This window comes from Neobacillus driksii (assembly GCF_013409995.1).
Classification (GTDB): domain Bacteria; phylum Bacillota; class Bacilli; order Bacillales; family Cytobacillaceae; genus Neobacillus; species Neobacillus driksii.
Genome location: NZ_JACCBX010000002.1, coordinates 429,206 through 455,754 on the forward strand (window position 1 = coordinate 429,206; position 26,549 = coordinate 455,754).

Sequence of the window (26,549 nt, forward strand, 5' to 3'; positions counted from 1 at the left end):
ATAATGAAATTTCTTATTTTAAAAATATCCCTCCATCAATAAAATCTTAGTATCGCCCTCCTCTTGGGAAACTGCCGATTTTTTATATTCAAGAACCAGACAATAAAATTAAGGAAATCTTAAGGAAATATATAACAATATCATAATATCTTCCTCTTATTATTAATATAGCAAAAGTGAAAAAGAGGTGGATTTTTATGGAGATTTTATTACAAGGAAATCAGCTTGTTGTTGCTTTTATTTTCTTTACAATCTGTTTCCTACAACCAATCTTGTTACCCTTCCCTGAAGCAGCAACTGTCGGAGCTGGTGGTGCGGTACTCGGTTCTTTTCCTGCAGCAAGCATTAGTTTTGTTGGTACACTTTCAGGAATAATGGTTGCGTATTTCATAGCGAAGTATGGGGGACAAAAGCTTATAAAAAAATGGGTAAAGGAAAATCATATAAAGCAGTATGAACGTTATGTTGCGAGAAACCAGATAAGTATTTTATTAATTTTATTCATTATTCCGATCTTACCTGATGAGATCATTTGTTTTGGAGCAGGAATTAGCGGAGTAAGCTTTAAGAAATTTCTTTTAATAGCTGGTGTTGCAAAACTAATAACCTCATTCTCTTTGGCATATTCAGTAGATTTCGCACAGTCACTTGCTTTAAACAATACTCAGTTAAGTTTTCTAGTAATTGTAATCTTAGGGATTGTAATGTTGACCTCTTGCATAAGTAAAAAAATGTTACTTAAAAGAAATAACTAACACATTTTTATCAAAATGTTGATATATTTCAGGGAATTCAACGCTGGTACACTCATCTTGAACACTGTAAAACGTGCAAAAAAAGGGTCCATCGAATAATTCGAGGACCCTTTTTGCTGTTTATTACTTTTTTCGAATATTGTTGAGGTGAAAGTTAAACCTCCAAAGAATCAGGGTATAAAAGAGCCAGTTATTTCATTTGTACTCTTATTGTTCAATGAAGCATTTTCGTTTAATTGTTGATTAGCGGATTTGATGTGTTCTGAATCATTAAATTTAACTTTGTTTCTAAATAATTTATCGATCAAAACTCCAAATAGGATGATACCTAATAAAATGCCCCAAAATAAATAAGCGATGCTTGACATAAAGTACCCCCTTCACTAAATTATTCTAAAATTCGAATAATGTTAATTTTATTATACCATAAAAAAGACAATTATTGGTAAGAGGATCAAAAAATCCACTCTTTCGCCCCATTCCCTTAAGCGAAGATTTGCACAAAGTTCGATATCCTAGTAGCTTCTTAATTATTCGCTCATTCAACTACAGTCACTCCAACCACACTTTCGAACGTAACCCGTTCAAACTCGCCAGGCTTCTGCTCAACCCTTAGCTGGTAGGTTATTGGGTCAATGTAATGTATCTTCCCAGTTTTAATCTCGGTGAATCCATCACTCCACGTCGTTAACTGCACCGGCAAGTGAAACTCCATCGCATAGCCTATCCGCAGGTCAAACTCCTCCTTTTCATAATCGTCGATAATTGGCTTGGCTTGTCGCAGCTGATCCTTAAACAACTCCCGAGTCATTGCGAATCCCTCCGGCATAAAACTGGCCGGTGCCCATTTTATTTTGCCTCTATCGCGAATTGCCATAACGTCATCTCCTTCGTTACTATTATAAACGAACAAACGTTCCGTATGTAAAGAAAATAAATAGACCAATGTTGGCCCAATTTCAGCTATGTTTAGGAAGAAGTAATTCTTATACTTCACTTGTTATACTTTCGATTCAATTCTTCTTCAATATAATCTCTAATTTCTTTTGGTAACTCAATAACATCTTGAATTAACACTTCATCATTTTTATTTGGTATTGGTGGTGTTAATTCAACAAGAAATGTTTTACCGTTTTCAAGGGATACCAAAGTAAATGTAGAAACTTCTCCGAATGAAGTTTCATTTTCATCCTTATTTTCAGCTGATCTCACAGTTTCATATATTTGTAGCAAATAGTCTTCATCCATTCCATCTAAAAATAGAGTCTTAAATTGTTCGATATTCCCCTTATAAGCAAATTGCAGCATTAATGATGTTGTATTTTCAGGACTATAAGGTTCCCACGCTTTATTTTCATCTTTACATCCTGATAACAGTAACGAAAAAAGAAACAATACCATTATAATTATTTTTCTCAATATTCTTCACTCATTTAAAAGTAATTTTTATATCACTAAGCCGTTTATTTCTTATGAACCTTAATAAATACTGTTCCAAAAAGGTTATCTCCCATATAAGCTTCTAACTTCCACATCCCGCTCTTAGGAAGTGACATATTTGATGGCATGTGTCGGTCTGCACCATTATTTGGACCACCGATTTCTACACCTTCTAACAAAGTTATTTGTTCACCATCATTTTCGTGTGTGGCGACAATTTTTAGTTGTCCTTCAAACTCTTTATCTTCTCCCCAAAAATGCCACATATATTTTTGGGTTTTATTTGGATAAAATCTTAGCACCTCACTATCATCATAAATAAAACCTAAACGTCCTTTTTCACCATTCAAAGTATAATTACCAGCTTTAAACAAAGAACTTTCATTCCAATTTTGTGCTCGATTTTTCTCTTCCTGATGGGTATCTTTTGTTTCGTCATTTTTATTGGTAACATTCGTAAAGCTAACAGTTGTTAATGAAAAAATCATTAACAAAATCAGAACGAATGTGTTTTTAAACATTTAAGCATCCCCCCTTAAATAATAGACGATTTTAGATTTGTAAAGTTTCATAACATTCAAAATTAACAGAAAACAAAATATTGGCTACTTATTTTTCTGATAAACTAAACTGAACAGTTTAGCAAAAAAAAAAAAAAAGCCCCTTATAGGAAGCTTAAACGTGAAGGTCCGTAAAATAAACTTTTATTAATCCTCGCCAGCAGATCTTCTTTTATGTTTTTCATTTATGATTTTCTTGTTAAGAATACGTACTTTACCCACTATTAGCAACCTCATATCTTCGACAATATACCTAGCCAACTCTTCGTCCGAAATGTCATCCCCATCAATATCAAGACGGAATTCCTGCCCTTGAATTCCACCGCCATTCGTAAACTCGACTTCAAAGTCGAATAGAACTCTTTTATCCATTTTCGAATCCACCTTAAACTTAGTTTTAGAGTGTTATTTATATTCTGGTACTAAAAAACAAATACCTTGTTTTCAATAGTAAATGAAACATAAAATTTGTTAAGAAAGATATGGCATAAGCTCACATTTCTCTTACATCCATGTAAGGTTTTATTTGTTCTTTTTTAACAGGATATGGGATAATGGCACAGGGAAAGGAGTGTGCCGCGTGCAAAAGATTTTGATTATTGAGGATGACCCTAAAATTGCGGTACATCTGCAACAATACATAAATAAATATGGGTTTGAGTCGTTCATCGTGGATGATTTTGATCGAGTGATAGAGGATTTTCAGAAGCGTAAACCAGACCTGGTTTTATTAGATATTAATTTACCTAGCTATGATGGCTATTATTGGTGTCGGCAAATACGCAAGCAATCGATTTGTCCTGTTATTTTCATCTCAGCAAGGGTTGGTGAAATGGATCAGGTCATGGCGTTAGAAAATGGTGGCGACGATTTTATTACAAAACCGTTTCATCCGGAAATCGTCATCGCGAAAATTCGCAGCCAGCTTCGTCGAGCATATGGGGAATATGCTGCGCAAGCTCAGGAGCGTGTCTTGGAATTAGAAGGGCTAAAGCTTTTTCCTGAGAGGCTAGAGTTAACTTACAAAGAAGAAACCGTTCCCCTTTCCAAAAAAGAAGCTGAACTTATCGAAAGCTTAATCGATCGATATCCCCGTGTAGCTGGACGTGAGGATTTACTTGAAAAATTATGGGATGACCAGGTGTATGTCGATGAAAACACATTGAATGTAAACATTACTCGAGTCCGTAAAAAAATGGAGAGCGTTGGTCTTAAAGGAGCCGTCGAAACCGTAAGAGGTGCTGGATATCGCTTAACGATTTCCTGGTTAAAGGATGATGATCAATGAAGCTATTTTTAAAAGAGCATGCCCTCCTCATTGTTATCCAAATCATTCAATTTTTTGTTATTCTCGCGATTTATTATCTAGATGGCTATCACCATTTATTACCTGCACTTTATGCAGTGTTCCTCGGTCTCTTTTTTCTTGGCGGATATTTACTCTATCATTATTATAGCCGTCGACTTTTTTACAAGCGACTTACAAGCGAACTGGAGTCCTTGGATCAATCTTTACAAAAAACGGAACAAACACCGATTTCTAAAGCATTGGATCGATTATTAAAAAATCAATATAAGCATTATCAGGAGCAAATCAAAAGATTGGAATCGAGGCAAGCTGAGCATTTAAAGTTTATGGATCAATGGGTTCATCAAATGAAAACACCGTTGTCTGTCATTGAGCTCATTGCTCAAAACCTCGATGAACCAGATTCCTCCAATATCCGTGAGGAAACAGACCGGATGAAGACAGGTTTAAATACCATCCTTTATATGGCTAGATTAAGGATCATTGAACAGGATTTTCATATTAAACCTGTTGAACTAGCAAAGATGGTTAGTGAAGTGAATCATGAAAATAAACGTTTTTATATTCGGAATCAAGTTTATCCTCAGTTCACTCAGGAAAAAGACGGTATGCTAGTCGAAACAGATGAAAAATGGCTGTTCTTCATGCTTTCCCAATTGATACATAATGCCGTTAAATATTCCAAGGGTAAAAGCAAGTCCATCTCTATATCCATTTACGATAGAGCCGGGGAAGCAGTCTTAGAGGTAAAGGATTATGGCGTAGGAATACCTGAGAGTGACAAGCAGCGTGTATTTGAACCGTTTTATACAGGAGAAAATGGCAGGAAATTCAGAGAATCAACAGGAATGGGACTGTATTTAACAAGTGAGGCAGCAAAGCAGCTTGGCCATCGAATCGAGATTGATTCAAAAACTGGTGAAGGCACAACCATTAGAATCATTTTTAGTGTGACCCAAAACATTACAACTCTGTAAGGATAGTGAAAGAAAAATCGATTTTTACAAAAATGAACAAAGGATATAATGGTCACAAGTTAAAGGAAATGGAAAGGAAAGGTGAACTTGTGATGTTGAACGTAAAAAAAGTAAGTAAAATTTACGAAGGTAAAATAGCATATCCAGCTTTAACAGATATCGATTTAACGATAAATGAAGGTGAATTTGTTGGGATTATGGGGCCATCTGGGAGTGGTAAAACCACACTATTAAATATGATCGCCACGATTGATGAGCCAACAACAGGTGAAATTGTGATTAATGGGCATAATCCTCATCAATTAAAAAAAGAAGCTTTAGCAAAATTTAGACGTCGTGAGCTAGGCTTCGTTTTTCAGGATTTTAATCTGCTTCATACCTTAACGGTTGAAGAAAATATCGTCCTTCCTTTAACCCTAGATGGGAAAAAAGTGAAGGAAATGAAGCAGAAAGCGGATGATATCGCTGAAAAGCTAGGAATTAGTTCCATAATGAAAAAGCGCACCTACGAGATTTCTGGAGGACAGGCACAAAGAGCCGCTGTGGCAAGAGCGATGATTCATGGACCTAAGCTTTTATTAGCGGATGAACCAACAGGAAATCTTGATTCAAAGTCATCAAGAGATGTAATGGAAATGCTTGAGGCGATTAATAAAAAAGAACGGACAACAATGATGCTTGTGACGCATGACGCACAGGCTGCGAGCTATTGTAACAGGGTCGTATTTATTCGGGATGGTAAGTTCTATTCCGAAATCCATCGCGGTGATAACCGCCAAGCCTTTTTCCAAAAGATTATCGATACACTTTCTTTAATGGGGGGTGACGCACATGACCTTTCGACAATTCGCGTTTAATAATGTCATTCGTAATAAAAGGTTATATGCGGCCTATTTCCTTAGCAGTTTATTTACCGTGATGGTGTTTTTTACATTTTCCATATTTGCTAATCATCCAGCGCTAAGTGGAAATGAGATGAATGCAAATGTAACAAAAGGGATGAACATCTCTGCCGGAATCATTTACGTCTTTTCCTTTTTCTTCATTCTTTATTCGATGAGTTCGTTTTTGCAATCGCGTAAAAGAGAATTTGGCTTGTTAATGATCCAAGGGATGTCAATGAAACAAATCCGAATGATGGTGTTTCTAGAAAATATGGTGATTGGATTCTTTGCGACACTTGGCGGAATCTTCATTGGGGTTGTGTTTGCGAAGGGTATCCTTTTGATTGCTGAGAACGTGCTCATTATTGAAAGTGCATTACCCTTTTATTTTCCAACACAAGCAATCATTTTAACCTTTGCGTCATTTATTGTCTTGTTTTTCTTAATCTCTTTATTTGTTACGTATGTTCTACGCAGTAAAAAGCTGATTGAGCTTATTAAAGGAAATAAAATTTCCAAGGGCGAACCAAAGTCGAGCCTATTTTTAACGCTGGCAGCAGTCATACTGCTAGTAATTGGCTATACAACCGCCCTACTTGCTAAGGGTCCGGTTGTTGTAGTTGTCATGCTTCCCGTGATAGTAGTTGTCATGGTGGGAACTTATTTATTATTTACCCAATTAAGTGTATACATCATTCGAAGGTTACGAAAAAAGGAATCTATTTTTTGGTTTAAAACAAATATGCTTCTATTTTCCGATTTGGCCTTTCGGATGAAGGATAATGCTCGGACATTTTTTATGGTCGCCATGGTTTCAACGGTAGCTTTTAGTGCTATTGGCACTTTATTTGGATTCCAATCATTCCTTACATCAGGCATTAAACATGTGAATGCTACTACCTTTTCTTATCAATCCAATGAAAAGGAAAGTGTAAAGAAAGATGTTGAGTTTATTAACCAAACATTGAAAGAAGAAAAGATTGTGGCAGACACTGAGCATATGGACATGAACTACTACGATCATGCAAATGATACGATATTAATCACAAAGAGTTCTGATTTTAATCGTTTTGCCTCTTTAATTAATGAAAAGCAAGTAAAGGTCCCAGATGGTCAAGTAATCGTTGTAGAGTATGAAGGTCCTAATATGGGACAGATTAGAAAGCCGTTAGATGAAACGATTAAATTGGAATCAGGCTTTACTTTAAAGCCCGGTAAAGATGGAGTCATTTCCTCAAGAGCATTACCGGCAAGTGATACTTATTATATTGTGTCAGATCGTGACTTCGAAAAACTTCCTAATCCAGTAGAAGTGCAAAGCTTTTATGCTTGGCAAGTGACAGACGGTGAAGCTGGGATTATGACTGCATCTGAAAAGCTATATCAACATTTAGAACGTTATAAAATCTTTTCCGTTGAGTACGAAATTTATGAAATCATGAAATTTTACGGGCCAATTTTATTTGTGGGATTATTTATCGGAATTGTCTTTTTTGTCTCAGCCGGAAGTTTCCTTTATTTCCGATTATATATGGATTTAGATGAAGATAAGCAGAAATTCTCATCGATTTCAAAAATGGGTCTAACAGAGAAAGAGTTAAAGAAGGTATTAAACAGACAAACTGCCATTCTCTTTTTCGCACCCATCCTTGTGGCACTTGTTCATGGTGCAGTTGCTTTAACGGCCTTATCCAATCTATTTTCGTTTAATCTCTTTAAGGAATCAATAACGGTGTTAGGTGTATTCTTAATGATACAAATCATTTACTTTTTCATCGTGCGACATTTCTATACAAAGCAGATAAAAACTGTTCTTTAAGATCTACTAAGTGCTGGTTTCATAGGATCATAAATCCTATAAAACCTGCGCTCATTTTTTTGTCCATTAGAAGTATTATTTAAAGCCTTACTTCTACCTCAGTTCCATCCTTCAATTTCGTATCAACAAGGATTACTCCACTGTACTTAGATAATCCCTGCAGCAACGGCTTCAAATCTTTTCTTTCAATTTCTGGGAAGATGAATTTGCTGCCATCCTTTTCAATTGCTTTATTTATTAAACGAGTAATCCTTTTTGATGTAATAATCAAACTAACCAAATTTAAAACACCATAGGGAACAGGAATGGAGAATCGTATATCCTTTGCCTTCACCTTGACCTTTAACATAATCTACTCAATCACCACAAACACTTTATCCCCATTGGCCGAAGTGATGTTAACAATCTCTCCGTCCAATTCGTTTTCAATGGCTTCGATGAGCAGGTCAACGTTAATATCTTTTACATATTTTTCAGCTTCAGGTATTTTTTCAGCAATATTGGTACCCACTTTTAGAACAGCCTTTACCAGATTAATCGGTAAATTTACATTTACATTATCACCTTCTTGGGAGGTCACACGAATCTTTAGCATTTTAGTTCCATATGGAGCTTCTTTTTTACTTATCACTAGCTCTGGTTGATCTTTACCTTGTAAGATCGTAATTAATTCACTTGCCTTTTCCTTATCAATCTTACCTTCCTCCACTAGCGTTAAGACTCTAGAAATTTCGTCCTTCATTACTCTTCCCCCTCTTTTAATAATTGAATGGCTTTCTCTGCGGTAATTTCACCTTTTTCCAATAACGTGACAATTTTTTTCTTATCTACTTCCGGTTTCTTTTGAGAGGAATAACCCAGAGCAGAGATAATTTCATCTAATTTCCCTCTGACCGTCGGATAGGAAATTCCGAGCTCCTTCTCTACCTCTTTGATATTTCCACGGCATTTAAGAAAAATCTCAATAAACTGCAGCTGTTCCTGACCAAGAGCCGCCAGTCTTGAAACTTCAAATTCATTCTCTATCGTTGTCTGGCAATGGTTACACTGCAGCTTAGTGATTTTAAGCGCCTTGCTGCAAACAGGACAACTAGTTAGTAAAGGATACGCCATACTGTTCTCCTTTCATTTATTTAATCATATCATACAACATAACTTTTAATTTTCAAATAAAAACTTAAAATTATTTATAAAAATTTATATTTTTATTTAATAAGTTAATTTTTGAATTAAATAAATTAACCATTTACTCAATTAAAGAAAAACAAAAAAAATAGACTCATCGGAGAGTCTGATGGATTGCATAAAGTATTAGAAGCCTATTTGACACTTAATAAAAATTCACTCAACGTCCGCCATTTTCTGTTTGCACACTTTTGTTTCTTTTTATCTTCATATTGGTCATGTGGCAGTCAGCGGATTTTGTAGTTTAATCTCTTTTATGGATAGATACAGTGTGTAGTTCCCATAATCAAGAATCTTATTAAGAAATAGATTCAATGTTTCTTGTGAATCAACTTTTATTTTTAAATGGTAACAGGCTTCTCCTGAAACCCGGTGAGCTTCAACTACCTCATATCGATCATTTAAAAAACGTATAAACGAATCATGGTTTGCTGTTTTCATATAGATAATGACAAACGCCGTAAAGAAGAGCCCTACTTTCATTTCATCGACGATTAAAGAGTAAGCTTTAATGACACCACTATCCTCGAGTTTTTTAATACGATTTCCTACTGCTTGCCCCGTCATATGAATTTGTTCACCTAGGTCTTTCCATTGAATACGTGAATTTTCGGATAGTATCCGTATAATCTGAAAATCAATATTATCAAGTTCCATATTAAATTCCTTTCACCATGAAACGCTTTTAGCTAAAAGTGTTTCATCAGAGTATCGAACAAAATCAATATATTTTATATTATCATACTTGTAATATAAATTTTTTAATGAGGTGGATAAAATGAGTACAGCATTAATTATTGTCGATATACAAAACGACTATTTTCCAAATGGAAAGATGGAGTTAAGCAATCCTGATAAAGCAGCCGCGAATGCTGCTAAAGTTCTTGATTGGTTCAGACAAAATAACAAAGACCATATTTTTCATGTTCAGCATATCGCAAGTAGTCCTGAATTAGGCTTCTTTCTTCCAAATACAGAGGGAGCAGAAATTCATGAAACGGTTCAGCCAGTAGAACACGAAAACATGATTGAAAAAAATTTCCCTAACAGCTTTTTAAAAACTGAATTAGAAAGTAAATTAAGAGCAAAAGGTGTAACCAAGGTAGTGGTTGTAGGGATGATGACACATATGTGTATAGATGCAACCGTTAGAGCTGCAGTGGATCTAGGCTTTGAAACTACACTTATTGAAGATGCATGTGCGACAAGGCATTTATCTTACCAAGATAAGGTTGTATCAGCAGAACAGGTTCATTATGCGTTTGTTAGCGCACTTAACGGTGTGTATGCCAATGTGATTTCGACCGAGGATTTTTTGGAACGAAACTAACACCATTTTGAAGGACAAATGATTAAATATAATAGGGAGTTTGTATAAAAACAAGCTACCCTTTTGCTGTTGTATAATCAAACCCATTTACCTAATAGTTTGTACTTCCAGCAAACTTCCATCACATAATATCGCATTGCTACTCTTTTAGTACTTAGTTGGGAATCTTTCCTGGAACGCCCCAAATCCGGTGGTGTATATTATTCTTCTTGCTCTACCCCTGCTGTATTAGGATATGAAAGTATTATATAGTGGATAGGGTTTTCCAAACAGTACGCACTTTCTTAATAGATACTATCTATGAGGAATGTGCTGAGGATGAATTCGAACGAACCGTTGCTGTCAACCAGTCTAACATTCTACTTATTTTGCCTTTTCTTCAACTCCCTAAGAGGTTCTTTATTAGGAACTTTTTCCAATCCCTATCAGTGAAATAATAAAAAGGATGTCCAAAAGCAATGCTTTTGGAACATCCTCATTCATATTGATTATCATCTGTACCAGAGTAAGACTCTATCGCATTTTGAAGAGCATTATGCGCTTGACCGAAGGCTGCGGCAGAAGATACATCTCCTGCATTCTCCAAGGCCACAATCGAATTTCTCGCTTGCGTTACTGCAGTGATACAGTTCTCAATCATATTACCTTTATCACCATACTGTTCTCGTGCAGCCTGAAGCTGAAGAAGGCATTGGTCTAAATTGTTGGATTGTGGATTATCATAAGCCTTTTCTAATTCCTCTTTAATCTGTTGTAAAACTTCCTTCATTAATCTGGCCCCATTTCATCATAGTTAGTAACAAATGGTATTTTGACCAAGGTATGCTGAAAATATTCGAGAGAAAAAGAACAAAAAATCATGATAAGGACTTGCATTGGGGAGTAGCCTTCACACAAGACCTTGCACGCAGGTCACAACCAGTTATGATGACTGTTATGGGAACAGTGGTCAAATCAACTTCAAAATTCCCCAGTAATATCAGTGAATCTGTTGACTTAAAGTAACAATAATCCAACTTTTATTAAACCGAAAATATACAAGGTTTTATTCATTTCTTACATATTTAATAGGTGTAGATGTTCATATTCCACTTGCTTAGACTATTTGAATGGAGAAGGTAAAGAATATTATCATAACAATCTATTTTTTATTATCAATATTAGTTATTAATCGATTGTTTAACTCTTCAGATATAAGCATAATAAAATCCGTTTTTAGATTAAACTTAATGGCATCTCTTAATAACTTGAGTAACTCATCTACGCTAAGTTGATGCCTAATATGATTCACCTCATTACTTACTATTGCTTTAATATTTTTTCTCCTATTATTATTTAGATTACTCAGTAAGAGATTCTTTCACTAAGGTCTATTGCAGATGCTCCAATGCTTGTATTTATCGTATCCATTTATAATAATTTCATCGTCATATTTAATTCCACATGACCGACTCCCATAATATATTAGCTTTACATCTGCATAATTTGCTAGCAGACTGTACCAAAATGGTTGCTGGGCAGCGTGTAATTTATCATTCTCCTAGACCCTCACTTTTTAATGTTTCTTCAATTCCTATAAGTGCTAGTTCTTCATCTGCTCCAGTAGTAATAATTTTTATATGAGACCCTTGAGGGATACCTAAAGACATAACTCCCATAATAGACTTTAGATTAACTATTTTACCGCTATACTCTAAGTTTACATCTGCATTATATTTATTTGCTGATTGTATTAATACCGTTGCTGGACGAGCGTGAATTCCTGTTTCTGAGGTTACTTTAAATGTTTTTTCTACCATTTTTCAATAAATCCCCTTTAACTTCTTAATTTGTATTGCGGAACAGATTAAGTAATTTTTAAATACTAGCTAAATCCTCTCCATTTGTCGATATAACTTTCTTATACCAGTAGAAACTTTTTTTCTTACTTCGCTCATGTGTTCCACTGCCATCATCTTGTTTGTCTACGTAAATAAATCCATAACGTTTTTTCATTTCTCCAGTGGTCGCACTGACCAAATCGATTGGTCCCCACATTAAGTAGCCAAAACAATGGACACCATCTTCTTCAACGGCAGCCTTTAATGCTTCTAGATGTTTTTTCAGATAATCAACGCGATAATCATCTTGGATGCTTCCATCGTTTTCCACTTGATCAACAGCACCTAAACCATTTTCGGTGATTATAATCGGAATACCATATCGGTGATACAAATAATTCAGCATATACCTTAAACCCGTTGGATCAATGGACCATCCCCATGCTGACTTTTCCAAATACTTATTTGGAATTCCACCAAACAAAGAGGATTCGGTGTTTTCATCAAGTTCAGCCGAACTAACGTCACTGGAATAATAATTTAACCCAATAAAGTCTATCTTTCCCTCTCTAAAGGCGAGATGATCACTTTCACAAATTGGTAACGTAATACCTCTCCGCTTATACTCCTTCAGTTTATACAGAGGAAACGCTCCATTGCACATCGCATCAACCTGATATAGATCTCTTTCTGTATCTTTAAAGGCTTGCAATACATCAGCAGGTTTACTAGTCTTTGGGTAACAAGGTGTGAGTCCAAAAACACAACCAACCTGATTATTCTGATCAATGTCATGAGCGATTTTAACCGCTTTAACACTAGCTAAAGTCATATGATATCCCATTGTCGCAAGTTGCATCTCTCTATCTTGTAAATCAGAATACTGTAAACCAGTTATCATATAAGTAAAGGTATTAGAAAAATCACTCTGAATTTCTAAATGATTCATTTCATTAAAAGTTACCCAATAGCGTACCTTCCCTTTATACTCCTTCATTACTGTTTCACAGAATCGAAGATATAACTCAACCGTTTCCCTGCTTAACCAGGAACGGTATTTACGTACCACTTCAATCGGCATCTCAAAATGACATAGAGTAATAATCGGTTCAATCTGATTTGCTCTTAGTTCATCAATCACTTGATGATAGTAAGCCAATCCCTCTTCATTTGGTAATTCATCGTCCCCATGAGGAAAAATACGGGACCAGTCTATTGAGATACGAAGAGCTTTAAATCCCATCTCACCAAACAACTCAATATCACTCTTATAGCGATGATAGAAGTCAATTCCGTCATGTGAAGGATAAACATTACCTTCCTCAATAGTCTTCGTGATTTTACGTTCCTTTCCAAATTCTCCTGTTGTTACAAAGTCCATATGGCCTGGACCTTTTCCGTCAGCCTGATAAGCACCCTCACATTGATGAGCAGCAATACTGCCACCCCATAAAAAGTCTTTTGGAAATTCTAGTTTTTTCATGATCTTCATCTCTCCTAATCTGACAGTCTCCTGAAAAGGTAAATGCCAGATTGTACGATCCACCTGGCATTTACTGATGATTTATTTTTCTTCAAGCTTTCTTAACCGTTCATCGTACACTTCAAATAAACGAACGATATGATTGGCTGTATTCCACTCGCTCATGATTGTCATTAACGTGTCTTGCGCATGGGCAAACAAGAGGGAGAATACAATTTGCTCACCGCGGGCTTCACTTTGAATGGTTTCAGTCTGAGCAGCGTGCGCAGCGGTAATTTTCTTTTTCGCTTCAACGAGCTTTTGCTTTGCCGCCTCGAATTCACAAGTTGCCACACAGTCGAGTGCTTCTTTAATGATTAATCTTGCGTCACCGGCATTTAGGATAATCTTCATCGATACTTCATTGATATCATTTGTGTTGTGGTCGTTCATAGTCTAATCCTCCAATTTCATTTCTACTTGTTCTTTTTTAAACTGCTGCATGTCATACACCTTGAAAAATGGGAACCAAATCAACCAAGATACGACTACAACGACAGCTAATAAAATTAATCCACGTAAATCGGAGTTAATTAGCATGGAAGAAATTCCAACAGGCATATACCATAGTTGAAAAAGTCTCTCAGGGATTGTCACAAAATCCCAGGTTAGTGCCACGTAAGTGATTGCAGGTATAATTAAACCATTCAACCACATCGGAACCATTAAAATCGGGTTAAAAGCCACCGGAGCACCGAAAATGACAGGTTCATTAATATTGAAAATAGACGGTACAATCGTTACTTTACCAATGGCTTTTAAATGGCTGGACTTTGCCATGAATAACATCATCAGTACCAAAGGTAATGTGGTTCCCATACCTCCAATCCATACCCAAGCCGTTTGAGTTTCCATTGTATTGATATTTTGAGCGACACCATCGATATTTTGTTGAATACCCTCCAGCATAATCGGAAAAATAATGGGGTACAGAACCCAGGCACTAATTCCAAAAGAATAAAAGAAAACACCAAGAAAAGCGATGAATACAAACCCGGTGAAACTTTGGGCAATTGCTGTAACGGGTTCAAAAACTTTTATGATTAAATCATACAAATCAACATTCAGTTGGAAGGTAAATATCCACCCTAACAGCAATAGAATCGTGATAGGAATAACTGTGTCAAACCAAACAATAATAAAATCTGGAAGCGAACTCGAACCTTTAAAGAAAGAAAACTTAGAAAAGAGATACATGAAGGCTCCAACCAATAGGCCAACAATTAAAGCAACAAACATGCCATTGCCGCTGAAACGTTCCAACGTGAAGGTGATACCGCCGTCGTCTGTAAGCTTAGGCATAAGCAGCATGAGAAAAAGGGAAAGTCCTGTTAATCCTGAGATTATTTTTCTATCATTCTTTTTCTTTTTTTCCATAATAAAATAAGGAACTAATAGTGCAACAAATAGACTAATAAGACCAAATGAAAACGTAGTGATAGGTGAAAAATTGGGCATTTTTGAAAAATAATTATTCAGGATTGAAATCAAAGTAATCAGCGATCCTACAAGAATCAGCGGCAAAATCGCCATAATGGCTTCCTGAATCGATGAAACCCATACATTTTTCGTGATTTTATTCATTTTCGGTGTAAAGTTTTGGTTCATCCAATTGATAAACGTGTTCATTGAATAACCTCCTCAAGTTTATTTTTCGCCAAGAAGTTCCAAAATCAGGTCCAGACCTTTGTTTCCATCCAAAAGACCATAAATGGTTTGCGGAATGACCGCCGCCGGAATGTTGTGAGGTGCAACTTTCGATTGTAAATCTTCTTCCATATATTTTAGATGAGGGCCAATAAGCAGGACATTTATTTCATTCAGATAATCGTCTACCTCTGACTCGCTTCTGGCAATTACATTTAGGTCAATATCTCTTTTTTTAGCAGCCTTTCGAATGTTTTGGGCCATAAATCCGCTGGAAGCACCGCCACCGCAAACTAAAAGAATTGTCTTTTCCGTCATTATAAATTCCTCCCAAGAAAAATTTGAATTAACTTTCTGAGGTCATTGTCCTATTTTTTTAGTTCTGAGCTCAAGTTGAAAAAGTTCCGGGGGGTAGGAACTTTTTCAACCTATCATTTTATTATGTGTTTTTTTACAATATATAAGTGGAAAACTAACAATAAATAGACCTTTTGGGGGTTTTTGTAGCATGAAAAAAGAGAGAGAGCGGGAGATTATTCAATTCTTGTTAAATAAGAATGATTGGGTAAAAGCAGACATATTCGCTAAACAATTCTCTGTATCCAGTCGGAGCATCCGTAAATATGTAAATGAAATAAATGAAACCACCTCTCCATCCGTATTGATTATGTCCTCCAACCTGGGTTATAAAATAAATGAAACCGTTTACCATGAAATGCAGCACAAAAAAAATAAAGAAACAACGGTAGGACTGACGCCACTTGAGCGGCTCTATTATCTATTAAAGCAATCGATTGCCCATTCTGAAGGTATGGATATATTTGACATAAGTGAAGAAATTTATGTAAGTACATCCACGATCGAAGGCGATTTGAAAAAGGCCAAAAGCCTTTTGGAAAAGTTTAATTTATCCTTCAAACGAGATGGCGACTTGTTCATTTTAAGTGGACTTGAACGGGATAAAAGAAAGTTGATGAGCCATATTTTTTACGAAGAAACAAAGGACCAATTTTTGCATTTAGAAAGTATCCAATCAGCTTTTGGTTATGACTTAAAAGATTTCAAGGAAGAGCTGATTAAAGTGTTGGCCTCCTATAATCTTTATATAAATGAGTACACAATTGGGAACATCCTGCTCCATATCGTGATTGCAACAGATCGGGTCAGCCAGCATCGAACCATTTCGGAAGACAACATAGAAGCATTAACCAAAACAAATGAATATAAGGCGGCATCAGATATCGCCAAGTTAATAAAATCTGAATTTGGGACAACGTTTGAAGGAGCAGAGCTATATTACTTAACGATTCTTTTAATTAGCAAGGCAACGATATTGAGTTATGACAACTTAAACAACGAAAATCTTGGGGAATATATTGAGCAGCGTTATATTCGCTTAGTAAATGAAATTATTCATAAAGTAAAAGATTATTATCTGGTGGATATTTACGGTGATGAATTTCTAATAAAATTCACCTTGCATATACGCAATTTAATTAACCGGGCAAAGCACAATTATTTGTCAAAAAACCCATTAACCAAGCAAATTAAATCATCTTACCCACTAATCTATGACCTGGCAGTATTTATTTCGAATGAGATACAAAAAAAAGAAAATATTCAAATTAACGAAGACGAAATCGCCTATATTGCCTTCCATATTGGTGCCTTTCTAGAACGACAAAAAACGCTTGAAAATAAAATAACTTGCACAGTGGTATGTCCAGAGTATTACAATATGCACATTCCGATGCTAAAAAGACTTGAGCAGATTTTCGGAGAACAAATTGAGATTAGCAGGGTGATTACCAAGCTTGATAGTGATTTCGGGCAAATCGACTCAGACTTAATGATCACAACGGTCCAGATTCCAAAACGAACGGAATATGAAATTGTCCATTTAAATCCATTTTTTTTAGAAGAGGACATTCAGAAGATCCAGCACAGTATCACAAAGATTAATAAAAAACGAAGTCGTACGAAGCTGAAAAATCATTTAATTAGCCTTTTCGATCCCCACTTGTTTCAACAAAACATTTACTTAAAAAATGAATTTGAAATGATCAGGTTTATTGGAGTTAAACTGGTTCAGTTAGGATTTATTGAAGAAGGAGGCATTGACGATATCATTGAAAGGGAAAAAATGTCCTCAACATCTTTTAATAATAATGTAGCAGTGCCACACTCAATGCAAATGAACGCATTAAAGTCAGCTATTTCGATTGTATTAAATGACAAACCTGTTAATTGGGGGAATAATTGTGTACAAATAATCGCCCTAATTGCCCTGAATAAGGAAGAACGAAGTATTTTTCGGGATATCTATGATAGTTTTATCAAAATATTATCAGAACCCAAAAATGTATACCTGTTATTAAGATCCAACAATTATGATAAGTTTATAAATACCCTTTTATTATTAATGGAAGAATGAGTTTGGCAGATAACATCCTCTTGACAAGCACAGGCTATTTCAGGGAAGACTTGTTCGCCCTTTTTTCATTTATTGTTCGACTGTTCAGTTTTAACAGAGCCAAATAAAAAAGCAGCTGGATCCTCATCCAGCTGCTTCTTATATAACTGATAATTAAATTATTCAGAATTCATAGGAGGAGAAATTCCGGCTATTGTTTTTATAGAGGAATCTTAGTAAGCAGATATAAGTGAAATAGGGCCACTTAATATCAATTCGGTTATAAGTTAACTATCGCCTGGGCTTTACTTTCGCCGGCTTTTGGAAATGCAAGCTTATAGGTCTTCTTGAAGAATGGGTAACTAATGAAGGCGATGACGATGCAGAGTATGCCGCCAGTTTTAATGTTTGTAGAAGGTAGACTATAACCGAAAATCAGGTTTGCCATCCAAGGGGTTACGTATGCGCACAGCGCCTCCCCTACAAAAGTTGCACCAAAAAACAGGCCGGTTGCAATACCAACAGCCCTTCCCTTCGGCGCCATGGCTAAAACAGAACCATAGCTGGAGTGATGGCTGTTCATTCCGACACACTCGTACTTTTGGGGTGCAGAACAAAATTGGTCAAGGCTTTTTGACGTCCCGAAGAGGATTCGAACCTCCGATTCGGTCTTTATTTATATCACCACATAAATGTTTTCTTGATTTCAAGCGGTACTTGCAGTTCTCCATAAATTTTTGCTTCGCCAGGAATTGTTGATTGATTATTTCTGTTTTCTATCACACATACCCAATCCTGCTCATTTCCACGTGTTGGTGTTATTACTTTTAATACACTTAACTCTCCATCTCGTTGTAGTGCTTCAAAACTAATTGCTTTATCAGTTATAACATTCTCTTGTGTATAACATTCTCCATCTCTGGGATTAAACCACCAAATTTGCAACTGATCTATTTCCAATCTACTTAAATCTACGGTTTCTTCTCCGCCTGATGGGAAGTATAAGCAAGCGAATTTTCCTTCCTTTTCTATACATGCCTGAATGTGTTCATCTGTAACATCTTGTAACTTATCATTCTGTTCAATTAGTAAATCCTGACCCGGAAGACACTGACTTAAATCTCTAGATTCCAAAAAATCACGCAAGATTTTCATTTGCCATGCTCCAGGCTGGTCTAAAGCTTCAAACCAAGAATATCTTCTGAAGTTGTCTCTTTCCTTTTCTGAAATCATCCAACACACAGATGGATGCCCATATGTATGACCAAAGGATCCTGCAAACAAACTCCAATAGGCACGTTTCCTCACCATCCATCCTCCATGAAAATCAGAACCAATTGGCCAAGTTGTTGGCATTTGCTCATAAGCAGGTTCTCCATCAAAAACAGGCATTCGATTTTTTCTATTATAATCATTTTTCACTAGTTCATAATTTTTTGGTGTTAACCCATGTCCGGATTGAATCATGATAAACGATATCCAAGCTTCCTCATCACTCCAATATGACATCGTTGAACATTCCCCGGTCTCCGCTTCATGGCATGCATGATAAGTCATTAAAAGCTTTTGCCAGTTAGGATCTTTTTCATTATGTTTCATATCCTTTTGGAGAACCCCTTTTGCAATACCTTCAGCCATTTTCCGCCAAACATCTCTGTAATCTACTCCTAGATGAATAGGCTGCCTGTCACCACCTAGACACCAAATGATATTTGTTCTGTCTTTATAGCGGTTGCCAATCCATTTTCCATATTGAAAAGCATTTTCTTTTGTAACAATTTTCTTTGAAAACTCCCCCATCCAGTTATCACCTACTACGAGTTCTCCCCATACTGGCAGTAATAGTACGTAAAATCCATATTCTTCTGCTTTATCGATTATCCAGTCTAAATACTGAAAATATTTTTCATTAGGAGTGCTCAAATTATCATTTAATAAAGCCTTATCTCCAGCTGGATTTCTCATTTCTCTATCTTGCTCCGGATCCAATGCAACAATTTGAAGTACGGTAAACCCTTGTGATTTTCTTTTTTGCATCAAGTATTCTGCATCGTCCCATTTTAATCTTTGAGCAATCGTCCAATCAGTATCTGCCAGCCAGATAAATGGTGTGCCATCCTGATGTGTAAAATATCTTCTATTCTCTGAGATTTTTAACCTTTCCACTTTCATCCTCCTTATAAAAAATTTAGTTAGTTCAGATATTACTTTAGTGATTAGTTGGTTAACCTACACAAAAAACAGTTCTGTTTAACATACCAAAACACTATTTACTGATTGCCTCCAACCTTGATAATACTTGTCTCTTACATCATTTGTTATCAAAGGCTGGTACAATTCATTTTCTTGATTAAGATCGTATATTTCATCTGTTGTTTTCCATATTCCGATCCCAAGACCAGCTAAATAAATAGAGCCCATTGATGATAATTCTACTATTTTGGAAGCAATAACATCTATATCCAACATGTCTGCCTGGTATTGCATTAGGAAGCGATTACTTGTAGCTCCTCCATCCACTCTAACAATCTTGATGCGAATATTTGATTCTGATTGCATGAGTTCGATTACATCTTTAACCTGGTAAGCAATACTTTCCAGTGCAGCTCGGACAATGTGCCGTTTTCCTGTACTTCGGCTCATTCCCATAATGGCAGCACGTGAATAGGGTTTCCAATAAGGAGCTCCCAATCCGACAAAAGCAGGAACGAGGTAGACACCCTCATTATTCGAAAGGGAACTAGCCAAAAGCTCAGCTTCGCCAATGTTATCTATTAATTCCAGTTGATCCTTCAACCATTTAATTGTATCACCGGTACTATTAATAATTCCTTCCAAAGCAAAGCTTACCTTCCCACTTAATCCCCATGCAATAGAAGTGACCAAACCATTCGTGCCCTCTACCATTTCCCCTGTTTGCATTAGCACAGAAGTACCAGTTCCATAGGTTGCCTTTGCCATCCCTGGTTCAAAACATTTCTGTCCAAATAATGCACCCTGTGAATCCCCGATTACACCAGAGATAGGAAGTTTGCTAAAGGGAAGAGTTGGGTCTTCTGTCACACCATAGATTGCATTTGAATCTCTCACTCTAGGAAGCATCTCTTTAGGAATATCAAATAACTCTATTAACTCATCATCCCACTGAAGGGTATGGATATTAAATAGAAGAGTCCTGCTTGCATTCGTGAAGTCTGTTGCATGAACCTTTCCACCTGTTAATTTCCAAATCAGCCAGCTATCAATCGTACCTAATAAGAGCTTTCCTTGTTTTGCTCTATCTTTGACACCATTGACATGATCCATCATCCATTTTACCTTGGATGCAGAAAAATATGGATCTACCTTTAACCCGGTTTTGGTTTGAATCATCGTTTCATAGCCTTGTTTTTTCAGCTCCTCACAACTATCAGATGTTCTCCGACATTGCCAAACGATGGCATTATAAACCGGATTTCCAGTTTCTTTATCCCAAACCACTACCGTTTCTCTTTGATTCGTAATCGCTAAAACAGCCAACTCGTTTTCTGGAATGGCAGTTGTTTGAACCATATCCTTGAAAAGGGTTTTAACATTTTCATAGATTTCAACAGGGTCATGCTCCACCCATCCTGTTTTCGGATAGTATTGCGTATGACTCATCGAACATTTATGAATGATTTGCCCTTTTGAATTAACAAGCAATGCTTTTGTTCCAGACGTGCTTTGATCGATAGAGAGGATGTATTTCTCTTTTTTCATAGACACCTCATCGACCTCCGACCATTTGAATGGCAATCTTCCTGACATTGTCTATACTCAATCCGTAATATTCAAATACTTCGGCGGTTTTTCCTGCAATAGCTGGTTCGTCCGGTAAACCAAGAATCCTGACTGGCACCGGATTGCTTTGGGATACCACTTCCGCCACCGCCGAACCTAAGCCTCCATAAATGCTATGCTCCTCTATTGTGATAATTCTTCCTGTTTCCTCTGCTGCTTTTAGGATGGATTCTTTATCCAACGGTTTAATCGTATGCATATTAATGACTCTGCAGTCAATACCTTCCTGTTGTAGGGCTACTGCGGAATCCAAGGCAATTCTAACTGTCTCACCTGATGCAATAATAGTAATATCCGTACCCTCTTTCATGGTGACTGCTTTACCAATGTGAAACTCATAGTTTTCTGATGCATAGGAATCTTCTACTGGATTGCGGCCAATACGTAGATATACTGGTCGATCATACTCTACTAATGCCTCAATCATTTTTTTCGCCTCATGTCGGTCTGCCGGCATCATGACATCCAAACCAGGAATCGCACGGGTCACCGCAAGATCCTGCAATGAATGGTGCGACATACCTAATGCACCGTAACTAACGCCGCCGCTTATTCCGATTAACTTAACATTGGTATTAGAATATGCTACATCCACTTTGATTTGTTCAATACTTCTCATACTTAAAAAACAAGCTGGTGATGCCACAAATGGTTTTTTACCAGATGCCGCCAAGCCTGAAGCAACTCCGACTAGATTTTGTTCTGCAATTCCGACCTCGACAATTTGACTAGGTAATTGCTTACCAAATTCCACAAGCGAAGCTGATCCTCTTGAATCACTGGTTACTACTAAAATATCTTTATTTTCTTTAGCTAATTCTAATAAAACCTCACTGATAGCTTGACGATTGGCGATTTTATTTCCTTTTGCACTTTTTAGCATTGCATTAGTCATTGTTGCACCTCCAATTGCTTTGAGAGTTCTTCCATTGCTAATTGATATTCCTCTTTACTTGGTACATGATGATGCCATTTTGCAACATTTTCTGCAAATGAGATTCCCTTGCCTTTGACTGTATTGGCGACAATGAGAGTTGGTTTTCCAGCAACATTTGGCGTGTTCTCTAGAACAGTAACCAATTGTTCGATATCATTACCATCTACCTCAACCACTTCCCAGCCAAAAGCACTCCATTTAGCGCCAAATGGTTCAAGGGACATAACATCTTCAGTGGTTCCTGTGATTTGCAATCCATTCCGGTCAATGATCGCAACTAAATTGTCGAGCTTGTAATGTGCAGCGGCCATAGCCCCTTCCCAAACTGAGCCTTCTGCCTGCTCACCGTCTCCCATTAACGTATATACCCGATACGATTTCCCATCCATTTTAGCAGCCAAGGCCATACCTACTGAAATTGGCAAACCATGTCCTAACGCACCTGTATTCATTTCAACACCTGGTACTTTATTGTTCGGGTGACCAATTAATCTTGTATTAAATTGAGAAAATGTTTTTAATTCTTCTTTTGGAAAGAATCCTTTATCTGCTAAAATCGCCCAGTATGACTCCACCGCATGTCCTTTACTCTGTACATAACGGTCACGGTCTTCCCATTTCGGATTGTTTGGATCGGCATTCATAATATGATAGTAAAGAACCGTTAAGATATCCGTATTGGATAAGGAACCGCCTGTGTGGCCCGTACCTGCTTCATAAATCATGGTTAGAAGTTCCATACGAATTTCGGTTGCTTTTCGTTTTAGAAACTCAATCTTGTTCATCCTTGTTAACCCCCTACTTTATTTATTAAGGTCGCTGCCGCGAAGCCATGCTCTAATTTCACTTTCAGTTGGATCTACCGGATCAGGCTTCAAACCAGGAATATATTCGCATGCTTCAAATAGAGCCGGAATAACGTCAGCATGGACACCTACTGAATGGTGAATGTAAGGACCTTTTACCAACTTTTCTTCCCATAATGGCCAATCGTTCACTTCCACCCAAACATAGGAACCTCTTGTGAACGGACCTTGAATTCCTTTTGCTTTTCCAAGGAAGATAGAATATTCGCCATGGTCTCCGTCAAAACGAGCAAGTGTCATTGCTCCACCCTTAATTTCTCCTTCATGCGTTCCTGGAGAATGATCTTCAAATAGGAAGTGCTTGTTTAACTTTGGTTTTTCTTCGACGCTTAACGAAACAGGGAAGTTACCACAGTGGAATAACAATTCGCCATTTGGATTTTCAGGGTGACGTACAGTAATATCTGCAAAGAACGTTGGTTTCGTATTTAACGTAGCTGCTTGAACCATAATTGAGGTAATCGCTCCATGGATATCGGTTTCACACGTTACTGGAATTTGTTCGTCTGTAAGTATTGCATTTGCCAGACATGGCATAATGCCAATAATGTCTTGTAAAGTCGACCAGCATTGAATAGCAATCGCTGTACTTCTTGTATCTGTAGCCAGTTGCTTCATAGCAACTTTTAACGAAGCAATTCTCCGAACATCTTGTTCTGTCACACTGCTCCAATCGAGCTTTTCCTTGATATAGCCAATTGCTTCATCTAGTTCAGGGCTATCTGTCTTTTCAATTTTTAATGTTACTTTTTTCAATTCATCAAGTGTGATTGGATGAATTTGAATGCCAAAAGTCTCTAACAATTCTCCTTCATTGCAGATTACCGACCAGAAATCAGATGGTCTTGTTGAGATTTGTAAGATTCGTAGATTCGTAAAATGCTTAACAACATTAGCAGCAGCAATGAAATTCTTAAATCCTCTTTCAAAAACAGGGCTATCAACGGTGCAGTTCGTGATGTATGTAAACTTAACATTAAATCTTCTTAGAACTTTACCTGTTGCAAAAAGACCACATTGAGTATCACGAAGGCGCATCCCATCTTCTAATGGTGCTTCATCTCTTGGTCCCCAGAGTAAAACTGGTTTACCAATGGCTTTAGCTACACGTGCAACAATGTCTTCTGTCCCAAAGTTACAATGAGGGAAAAATACAGCATCTACTTCGGCATCTCTAAATTTTTTTATAATAGCTGATTCTTCAGAGCGGCTGTATAACAGCCCTTCTTCATTGATTCCTTCTAAATCAACAATTTCCATTTCTAGTCCAAAGCTTTCAATTTTTTCTTTGATTAAATTTTTAAATTTCAAAGCATCTTCTTTACTAAACACAAATCTCCGAGTTGGAGCAAATCCAAGTTTAATTTTTTCCATTTCTATTCCCTCCATATATAAACACTTTTAAGCAAAAAGACTAAACTTTAGTTCGTTTACCTAAAATATCTTTGATGCAACTAAAATAATTTAGTTATTGATAAAATACTAACAATTTTTTATTTACAAGTCAATGAATTTTATAAATAAATTTAGTAAAATTAAACTAAACTATTAAATAATTACCTGAAAACCTATTAGTCTAGGAAAAGTAATACCATTTAATTACTAAACAAAATCTAAAAAAGTAACTAAACCAAAAGATAATATGTTATAATTCGTTTATATATGATATGTAATTTTAGGAAGGTGCATGGTTTTATGAAGATAGATGAAATTGCTAAATTGGCTAATGTTTCAAAATCAGCGGTCTCTTTAGCACTAAACGGGAAAAATGGAGTTAGTCAGAAGACTCGTGAAAAAATATTAAAAATCGCCGAGGAACACGGTTACATTCCTCGGCCTATTATCAAAGCAGAACAGTATTTTCAAACCAATACAAAAATATTGAGACTGGTCGCCGTCACAAATGCTGGTATTGTATCAGATGAATTTGAATCTCTTCCTTTTTTTATGGAGTTAATTAAATATATTGATACTCAAACAGGTTCTAGTGGTTATTCCTTAATGGTTTCATCTATAAATATTGAGTATCTGCAAGAGGAAATAACGAGACTTGAAAATGAACAAAAATCTGCAGGAATATTGTTATTGGGTACCAATTTAACACCGGAGCAAATTAAAATGATAGCCGACATACAACTGAATTTAGTTGTATTGGATACTTGTTATGAAACGTTAGATGCAAACTTTGTAGTGATGAACAATGTCTTTGGAGCTTATCAAGCTGGACAATATCTAATGGATTTAGGGCATAGAGAGATTGGGTATGTTGAGTCAAATATCAGAATGTATAACTTTGATATGCGGAAAAAAGGATTTATCCAGGCACTAACAGAAAGGAATTTGAGGATAGATGAAAACAATTATTTTTCCATATCACCAACAACCATTTCACCCCAAGAGGCTTTTACAGAAAAGATCAAAAATAGTTTAGACAATCTGCCAACAGCTTTATTTTGTGAAACGGATTATATGGCGATTAGCGTAATCAAATCCTTAACTGAATTGGGGATTAAAGTTCCAGGTCAAATTTCAATAATTGGATTTGATAACATTTTTGAATCAAGGGTAGTTACTCCTGAGTTGACTACCATCCATGTGAAAAAGGATAAGATTGCATTACTAGCTGTTGAAAAACTAATCAGACTGATTGAGAACAACGATACAGATAAAATAAAATTGCTTGTTGATACCGAAATCATTGAAAGAAATTCTTGTGCGGTAAATAGAGAAAAATGAATTAAATATCAATCAAAAAAGGAGTAGCATGTTCAATTGCTATTCTTTTTTAATTTTTGCTATTTCCCAATTTATTAAAAGGCAGTCTATTTCCAGTTAGTAAGTATTGTTGTAAGGAATTCCCATTTGGTAATGAACTTTCTTTATCGAAACTTCTTCCAACATGACAAACTAAAAAGATGATAAAAAAACAGCCCGGAGGAAAATTAACAATTATCACCAGGCTGTTTTATTAATTTTCAACAAATATCGTTCTTATTGTTCATCTGAAAGTGGAACATTATTATCAATAACAAAGTCGTCTTCCTCCTCGTACTCCACTCGATCCACATAAGATGGAGAAGGCTCGTATAGTGGATGCGGGCATGAGAACGAGCCGGCATACATACTAGATTAACACTGATACAGTTGGTGAACCCAATTCCTTCCGAGAAACGATCAATGTTCGGGGTATTCATTTTTCCTTTGCCATGAAAACTGACATAGTCGATCCGAAGTTGAACATGAAATTTATAAGAGTCGCCGGC

31 protein-coding genes are annotated in these 26,549 nt (G+C 36.4%); 8 read left to right on the top strand and 23 right to left on the bottom strand.

Going from position 1 to position 26,549, the window contains the following annotated elements:
* Positions 1-197 precede the first annotated feature (197 nt).
* Positions 198-755 carry a TVP38/TMEM64 family protein gene (locus tag F4694_RS05355; RefSeq protein ID WP_179595854.1) on the top strand — a complete coding sequence of 186 codons (558 nt, stop codon included), beginning with the start codon at positions 198-200 and terminating at the stop codon, positions 753-755.
* Positions 756-925: 170 nt separating this feature from the next.
* On the opposite strand, the gene F4694_RS05360 is transcribed toward F4694_RS05355, so the two are convergent.
* The 5 genes from F4694_RS05360 to F4694_RS05380 form a co-directional block, all read right to left on the bottom strand.
* Entirely contained in the window at positions 926-1,123 is a 198-nt protein-coding gene (locus F4694_RS05360; RefSeq protein WP_179595855.1) for a hypothetical protein, read from the bottom strand.
* Between the two features lie 170 nt (positions 1,124-1,293).
* Positions 1,294-1,632, bottom strand: a complete 339-nt coding sequence (locus F4694_RS05365) for a YolD-like family protein (RefSeq protein ID WP_179595856.1) — start codon at positions 1,630-1,632, stop codon at positions 1,294-1,296.
* A 116-nt stretch (positions 1,633-1,748) separates the two neighbouring features.
* Positions 1,749-2,174 (bottom strand): hypothetical protein, encoded by a 426-nt coding sequence (locus F4694_RS05370; RefSeq protein ID WP_179595857.1) that lies wholly within the window; start codon positions 2,172-2,174, stop codon positions 1,749-1,751.
* Positions 2,175-2,218: 44 nt separating this feature from the next.
* On the bottom strand, positions 2,219-2,716 hold the full coding sequence (locus F4694_RS05375; RefSeq protein WP_179595858.1) for a hypothetical protein: 498 nt from the start codon (positions 2,714-2,716) through the stop codon (positions 2,219-2,221).
* Between the two features lie 186 nt (positions 2,717-2,902).
* A complete protein-coding gene (locus F4694_RS05380) occupies positions 2,903-3,127 on the bottom strand; it encodes a cyclase (RefSeq protein WP_179595859.1) in 225 nt (74 codons plus the stop codon).
* Between the two features lie 208 nt (positions 3,128-3,335).
* Between F4694_RS05380 and F4694_RS05385 the strand changes: the two genes are divergently transcribed.
* The 4 genes from F4694_RS05385 to F4694_RS05400 all read left to right on the top strand — a co-directional run bounded on the left by F4694_RS05385 (position 3,336) and on the right by F4694_RS05400 (position 7,744).
* Positions 3,336-4,043 carry a response regulator transcription factor gene (locus F4694_RS05385; protein WP_179595860.1) on the top strand — a complete coding sequence of 236 codons (708 nt, stop codon included), beginning with the start codon at positions 3,336-3,338 and terminating at the stop codon, positions 4,041-4,043.
* The gene (locus tag F4694_RS05390; RefSeq protein WP_179595861.1) at positions 4,040-5,041 is read left to right on the top strand and encodes a sensor histidine kinase; all 1,002 of its coding nucleotides are present in this window, start codon (positions 4,040-4,042) and stop codon (positions 5,039-5,041) included. The genes F4694_RS05385 and F4694_RS05390 overlap by 4 nt, the downstream gene beginning before the upstream one ends.
* A 92-nt stretch (positions 5,042-5,133) precedes the next feature.
* Positions 5,134-5,898 (top strand): ABC transporter ATP-binding protein, encoded by a 765-nt coding sequence (locus F4694_RS05395; protein WP_179595862.1) that lies wholly within the window; start codon positions 5,134-5,136, stop codon positions 5,896-5,898.
* On the top strand, positions 5,873-7,744 hold the full coding sequence (locus F4694_RS05400; protein ID WP_179595863.1) for an ABC transporter permease: 1,872 nt from the start codon (positions 5,873-5,875) through the stop codon (positions 7,742-7,744). The genes F4694_RS05395 and F4694_RS05400 overlap by 26 nt, the downstream gene beginning before the upstream one ends.
* Positions 7,745-7,823: 79 nt before the next feature.
* On the opposite strand, the gene F4694_RS05405 is transcribed toward F4694_RS05400, so the two are convergent.
* The 4 genes from F4694_RS05405 to F4694_RS05420 all read right to left on the bottom strand — a co-directional run bounded on the left by F4694_RS05405 (position 7,824) and on the right by F4694_RS05420 (position 9,586).
* A complete protein-coding gene (locus tag F4694_RS05405) occupies positions 7,824-8,093 on the bottom strand; it encodes a hypothetical protein (protein ID WP_179595864.1) in 270 nt (89 codons plus the stop codon).
* Positions 8,094-8,096: 3 nt separating this feature from the next.
* Positions 8,097-8,486, bottom strand: a complete 390-nt coding sequence (locus F4694_RS05410) for an SHOCT-like domain-containing protein (protein WP_179595865.1) — start codon at positions 8,484-8,486, stop codon at positions 8,097-8,099.
* Complete coding sequence (locus F4694_RS05415; RefSeq protein ID WP_179595866.1) at positions 8,486-8,857, bottom strand: DUF2089 domain-containing protein; 372 nt, start codon at positions 8,855-8,857, stop codon at positions 8,486-8,488. Before F4694_RS05415 ends, F4694_RS05410 begins: the two co-directional genes overlap by 1 nt.
* A gap of 288 nt (positions 8,858-9,145) precedes the next feature.
* The gene (locus F4694_RS05420; RefSeq protein ID WP_179595867.1) at positions 9,146-9,586 is read right to left on the bottom strand and encodes an Lrp/AsnC family transcriptional regulator; all 441 of its coding nucleotides are present in this window, start codon (positions 9,584-9,586) and stop codon (positions 9,146-9,148) included.
* Positions 9,587-9,707: 121 nt separating this feature from the next.
* Between F4694_RS05420 and F4694_RS05425 the strand changes: the two genes are divergently transcribed.
* On the top strand, positions 9,708-10,259 hold the full coding sequence (locus F4694_RS05425; RefSeq protein WP_179595868.1) for a cysteine hydrolase family protein: 552 nt from the start codon (positions 9,708-9,710) through the stop codon (positions 10,257-10,259).
* Between the two features lie 475 nt (positions 10,260-10,734).
* Here F4694_RS05425 and F4694_RS05430 read toward each other — a convergent pair whose 3' ends face one another.
* From F4694_RS05430 to F4694_RS05460, 7 genes are all read right to left on the bottom strand, one after another.
* The gene (locus tag F4694_RS05430) at positions 10,735-11,028 is read right to left on the bottom strand and encodes a hypothetical protein (protein WP_179595869.1); all 294 of its coding nucleotides are present in this window, start codon (positions 11,026-11,028) and stop codon (positions 10,735-10,737) included.
* Positions 11,029-11,400: 372 nt separating this feature from the next.
* Complete coding sequence (sda, locus tag F4694_RS32920) at positions 11,401-11,550, bottom strand: sporulation histidine kinase inhibitor Sda (protein ID WP_179595870.1); 150 nt, start codon at positions 11,548-11,550, stop codon at positions 11,401-11,403.
* 241 nt (positions 11,551-11,791) lie between these two features.
* Positions 11,792-12,058: a phosphocarrier protein HPr gene (locus F4694_RS05440; RefSeq protein ID WP_179595871.1), complete on the bottom strand. Its 267-nt coding sequence runs from the start codon at positions 12,056-12,058 to the stop codon at positions 11,792-11,794.
* A 58-nt stretch (positions 12,059-12,116) separates the two neighbouring features.
* On the bottom strand, positions 12,117-13,562 hold the full coding sequence (locus F4694_RS05445) for a glycoside hydrolase family 1 protein (protein WP_179595872.1): 1,446 nt from the start codon (positions 13,560-13,562) through the stop codon (positions 12,117-12,119).
* Between the two features lie 81 nt (positions 13,563-13,643).
* Entirely contained in the window at positions 13,644-13,994 is a 351-nt protein-coding gene (locus F4694_RS05450) for a PTS lactose/cellobiose transporter subunit IIA (protein WP_179595873.1), read from the bottom strand.
* A 3-nt stretch (positions 13,995-13,997) separates the two neighbouring features.
* Positions 13,998-15,230, bottom strand: a complete 1,233-nt coding sequence (locus F4694_RS05455) for a PTS sugar transporter subunit IIC (protein ID WP_179595874.1) — start codon at positions 15,228-15,230, stop codon at positions 13,998-14,000.
* 18 nt (positions 15,231-15,248) lie between these two features.
* Positions 15,249-15,566: a PTS sugar transporter subunit IIB gene (locus tag F4694_RS05460; RefSeq protein ID WP_179595875.1), complete on the bottom strand. Its 318-nt coding sequence runs from the start codon at positions 15,564-15,566 to the stop codon at positions 15,249-15,251.
* Positions 15,567-15,756: 190 nt separating this feature from the next.
* Between F4694_RS05460 and F4694_RS05465 the strand changes: the two genes are divergently transcribed.
* On the top strand, positions 15,757-17,682 hold the full coding sequence (locus tag F4694_RS05465; RefSeq protein WP_179595876.1) for a BglG family transcription antiterminator: 1,926 nt from the start codon (positions 15,757-15,759) through the stop codon (positions 17,680-17,682).
* A 259-nt stretch (positions 17,683-17,941) separates the two neighbouring features.
* Here the strand turns inward: F4694_RS05465 and F4694_RS05470 are convergent, their stop codons facing one another.
* From F4694_RS05470 to F4694_RS05495, 6 genes are all read right to left on the bottom strand, one after another.
* The gene (locus F4694_RS05470) at positions 17,942-18,244 is read right to left on the bottom strand and encodes a hypothetical protein (protein ID WP_179595877.1); all 303 of its coding nucleotides are present in this window, start codon (positions 18,242-18,244) and stop codon (positions 17,942-17,944) included.
* A gap of 98 nt (positions 18,245-18,342) precedes the next feature.
* Complete coding sequence (locus tag F4694_RS05475) at positions 18,343-19,827, bottom strand: apiosidase-like domain-containing protein (protein ID WP_218895525.1); 1,485 nt, start codon at positions 19,825-19,827, stop codon at positions 18,343-18,345.
* 84 nt (positions 19,828-19,911) lie between these two features.
* Positions 19,912-21,402 (bottom strand): glycerol kinase GlpK, encoded by a 1,491-nt coding sequence (gene glpK, locus F4694_RS05480; protein WP_179596026.1) that lies wholly within the window; start codon positions 21,400-21,402, stop codon positions 19,912-19,914.
* Positions 21,403-21,409: 7 nt separating this feature from the next.
* Positions 21,410-22,378 carry a transketolase family protein gene (locus F4694_RS05485; RefSeq protein ID WP_179595879.1) on the bottom strand — a complete coding sequence of 323 codons (969 nt, stop codon included), beginning with the start codon at positions 22,376-22,378 and terminating at the stop codon, positions 21,410-21,412.
* The gene (locus F4694_RS05490) at positions 22,375-23,205 is read right to left on the bottom strand and encodes a transketolase (protein WP_179595880.1); all 831 of its coding nucleotides are present in this window, start codon (positions 23,203-23,205) and stop codon (positions 22,375-22,377) included. Before F4694_RS05490 ends, F4694_RS05485 begins: the two co-directional genes overlap by 4 nt.
* Positions 23,206-23,223: 18 nt before the next feature.
* Positions 23,224-24,660: an L-fucose/L-arabinose isomerase family protein gene (locus F4694_RS05495; protein ID WP_179595881.1), complete on the bottom strand. Its 1,437-nt coding sequence runs from the start codon at positions 24,658-24,660 to the stop codon at positions 23,224-23,226.
* 321 nt (positions 24,661-24,981) lie between these two features.
* On the opposite strand from F4694_RS05495, the gene F4694_RS05500 reads away from it, so the two are divergent.
* Complete coding sequence (locus F4694_RS05500; RefSeq protein ID WP_179595882.1) at positions 24,982-26,022, top strand: LacI family DNA-binding transcriptional regulator; 1,041 nt, start codon at positions 24,982-24,984, stop codon at positions 26,020-26,022.
* 255 nt (positions 26,023-26,277) lie between these two features.
* Here F4694_RS05500 and F4694_RS32035 read toward each other — a convergent pair whose 3' ends face one another.
* Positions 26,278-26,409 carry a hypothetical protein gene (locus tag F4694_RS32035; RefSeq protein ID WP_257029137.1) on the bottom strand — a complete coding sequence of 44 codons (132 nt, stop codon included), beginning with the start codon at positions 26,407-26,409 and terminating at the stop codon, positions 26,278-26,280.
* Positions 26,410-26,549 lie beyond the last annotated feature (140 nt).